Below are 3,025 nucleotides of genomic sequence, written 5' to 3' on the forward strand. Positions count from 1 at the left end.
CATATCTACCGCGGCGTTATCCCGTTCGTCTTGTTGCAGCTCTTTGGTCTTGGCCTCGTGTTTGCATTCCCTGCGCTCACAACATGGTTGCCCGCAGTGGCATATGGAAACTGATCTATGCGTTTGAAAAACTGTCATAACTTTCACGACTACCGGAAGCTCGCCAAACGGCGGCTTCCGGGGCCGATTTTCAACTACATCGACGGCGGCGCCGATGATGAGGTGACATTGCGCAAAAACACATCTGCCTACGACAAGGTGGACTTGGTGCCGAATGTCCTGCGCGGTGTGAAGGACATCGATTTGTCGGTCACGGTCATGGGGCAGAAACTGGACGTTCCGTTCTACTGCTCGCCAACCGCTCTTCAGCGCTTGTTCCACCATCAAGGGGAACACGCTGTTGCGGCGGTGGCGGAAAAATTCGGGACCATGTTTGGTGTGTCGTCCCTAGGCACGGCCTCTATTGAGGAGCTACGCAAGAAACACAGCACGCCGCAGGTCTATCAGTTTTACTTCCACAAAGACCGTGGTTTGAACTCAGCGATGATGCAGCGTGCGAAAGACGCGGGCGTAAACGTCATGATGCTGACCGTTGATAGCATCACGGGCGGCAACCGCGAACGGGATCTGCGGACGGGGTTTTCCATCCCCATGCGTCTGAACGCGCGTGGCCTTTATGAATTCATGTCTAAACCGCACTGGGGCATCAATTATGTGACCCATGAGAAATTCAAATTGCCCCAGCTCGATGATCATGTGGACATGTCTGGCGGGGCAAAATCTATTGGCGGGTATTTTACAGATATGCTCGACCCGTCGATGGATTGGGATGACGTTGCCAAAATGGTGCGCGAATGGGATGGCGAGTTCTGTTTGAAGGGCATCATGTCCGTTGAAGATGCCAAGCGCGCTGTTGAAATCGGCTGTACTGGGATCGTGTTGTCAAATCACGGCGGTCGCCAACTTGACGGATCGCGTACAGCCTTTGATCAGCTCGAAGATATCGTAATGGCCGTCGGGGACCGTATCGATGTGATTGTGGATGGTGGTATCCAACGCGGAACGCATGTCTTGAAGGCGCTTTCGCGCGGTGCAAAGGCCGTCGGTTTGGGGCGCTATTATCTGTATCCATTGGCCGCAGCGGGGCAGGCGGGCGTTGATCGCGCCATGACGAACCTGCATGCGGAAGTGCTTAGGGATATGCAATTGATGGGATGCCAATCTGTTGCAGAGTTGTCACCGGACAACCTGATTGCGAATTGAGGGGATTTTGAAACGGAACGGCTTGTTTCATGTCATGCAAGGCGCGTCGAGGTGCGGCGTATTTGGAATGACGTTAATCCTTCGACAAAGCTGCCGCGCTCGTGCATAGGCAGGGTCACTTAAGACCACTGAACGAGCGCATCGCCCGCACCTCTAATTGCTGGTGGCGCTCGGACATATCGAAGGAACTGCCCATGAGCCACGACACAGAGAACGCTGAAAAAGTGCACTATATCTGCCAGACGTATGTCGAACAGAAAACCGGACGTAGCGGGCAGGCCAGCCTCAAGATTGGCAAGCAGTTTCAATATTCAACGGCTGCCGAAGCACAGAATAGAGCAGAGCGCGAAGCCCTGTCCGAAGAGTGCGCTGGTGCGGATGCTTACATGATTAGTGAAGACCCGGGAAGCGGCGAAGTCGGATCACCGAGTTTCCTAGTCAGGCTTGGAAACGTGCCGGAATTTGACGATTTCTAGAACATCAAAAACCCGCCTGATATCGCACGCCGCGTTGGGCCTTGAGCCTAGTCATGCTGAACGACCGCGTTTTCCCATTCGCGAATAAAGGCGTCACGTTTCATTTGGTCCAAATAGGTCATCAAGGCAGGGTCGAGACTGATCGTGGCTTGCCCTTCACTCGTTTGCGTTGGCGTCATTGGGGGCAGGGGGAAGTTTTGCGGATCGGCTATGGTTTGCAGCTCCAAAAGATGACGGATGAACAGTTCAGCGCCAAGAGGTTCTTTTGCAGATTGCGACGCCAAGACAGTGCGCATCATTGTTGTCGGAAACTCAGACGGCAGAATGATTAACAAATCCTGAGATGTTTTTGTGCGCGCTTGCGCGTAGCTGCCCAGTACATTGTAGGCAATCGCCAGATCGCCCGCGCGCAGATCGTCGATCATTTGACCCGAACAGCAATAAAGGCGCGCATCGATACGGCCCATCACTTCCATCAACCGCCAATAGGTTTCCGAGGCGCGGGCATCTTGCGTTGCAAACAGATAACCGAGCCCCGATTGACGCACATCATATGTGCCAACTTTGCCGTGAAACCGCTCGGGATAGGCGCGCAGTAATTCGATCAGGTCTTGGCGACTGTTTGGAACGGGGAGATCACCCAGCAAACGCTTGTTAATCACGATGGCGGCGGGTTCAGAGGTAAAGGCAAACAGGCTGTCATGCCATTGGGCCGTTTCAGGGTGCTCTATCGTGCTAAGGCGGGCGGCAAAACCGTCATTGGCGAGCTTGAGCTGTAAGTCCATCGCGCTCGAAATGACCACGTCGAATTGATCCGGCGATGCACGAAACTTTCGGTCCAGATCGGCAGTACCAGTGACGAAATATTCAACACTGAAATTCGGCGCAGCCTTGATGAAGTCTTTGATAATGGGGGCAAAGAATGAGGTATCGGTGCTGGACAAGATGCGCAGCGCAGGTTGATCTCTGGCGCCAAAGACCTGCCTGTCTTCCCAGTCCTGCGCAATTGCACCGAACGGCATCAGCGCGAATGCTAAAAGTGCAAGGTAACGCATGCGCCGCCCTCCGGTCTGTTTTTCAGGGTCATTTCACCGCCATGGGCGGCCGTGACTTCCTGCGCAATGGTGAGCCCGAGGCCTGATCCAACTTTGTCCCCTGTGTCTTTGCCGCGCACAAAACGACCCGACAGGGTAGCCATTTCATCAAGGGCAAATCCGCTTCCTTCGTCCATGACGCTGATTGCAAGGCGGGGATGGGTCGCGATGTGGATCACAACATCCGTCTCA

Annotated in this window: 4 protein-coding genes; 2 read left to right on the forward strand and 2 right to left on the reverse strand. The window is 54.3% G+C overall.

The features are described 5' to 3' along the window. Window positions 1-117 precede the first annotated feature (117 nt). On the forward strand, window positions 118-1,263 hold the full coding sequence (locus ABJQ89_RS06315; protein ID WP_348495420.1) for an alpha-hydroxy acid oxidase: 1,146 nt from the start codon (window positions 118-120) through the stop codon (window positions 1,261-1,263). Between the two features lie 194 nt (window positions 1,264-1,457). Beyond that, window positions 1,458-1,739, forward strand: a complete 282-nt coding sequence (locus tag ABJQ89_RS06320; RefSeq protein ID WP_348495421.1) for a hypothetical protein — start codon at window positions 1,458-1,460, stop codon at window positions 1,737-1,739. 47 nt (window positions 1,740-1,786) lie between these two features. Here the strand turns inward: ABJQ89_RS06320 and ABJQ89_RS06325 are convergent, their stop codons facing one another. Together ABJQ89_RS06325 and ABJQ89_RS06330 are read right to left on the reverse strand one after the other, a co-directional pair. Then, entirely contained in the window at window positions 1,787-2,794 is a 1,008-nt protein-coding gene (locus ABJQ89_RS06325; RefSeq protein WP_348495422.1) for an extracellular solute-binding protein, read from the reverse strand. Further along, a partial coding sequence (locus tag ABJQ89_RS06330; protein ID WP_348495423.1) for a sensor histidine kinase occupies window positions 2,773-3,025 on the reverse strand: 253 nt, incomplete at its 5' end. The genes ABJQ89_RS06325 and ABJQ89_RS06330, both read right to left, overlap by 22 nt.

It is taken from the genome of Planktotalea sp. (assembly GCF_039984035.1).
Taxonomy (GTDB): Bacteria; Pseudomonadota; Alphaproteobacteria; order Rhodobacterales; family Rhodobacteraceae; genus Planktotalea.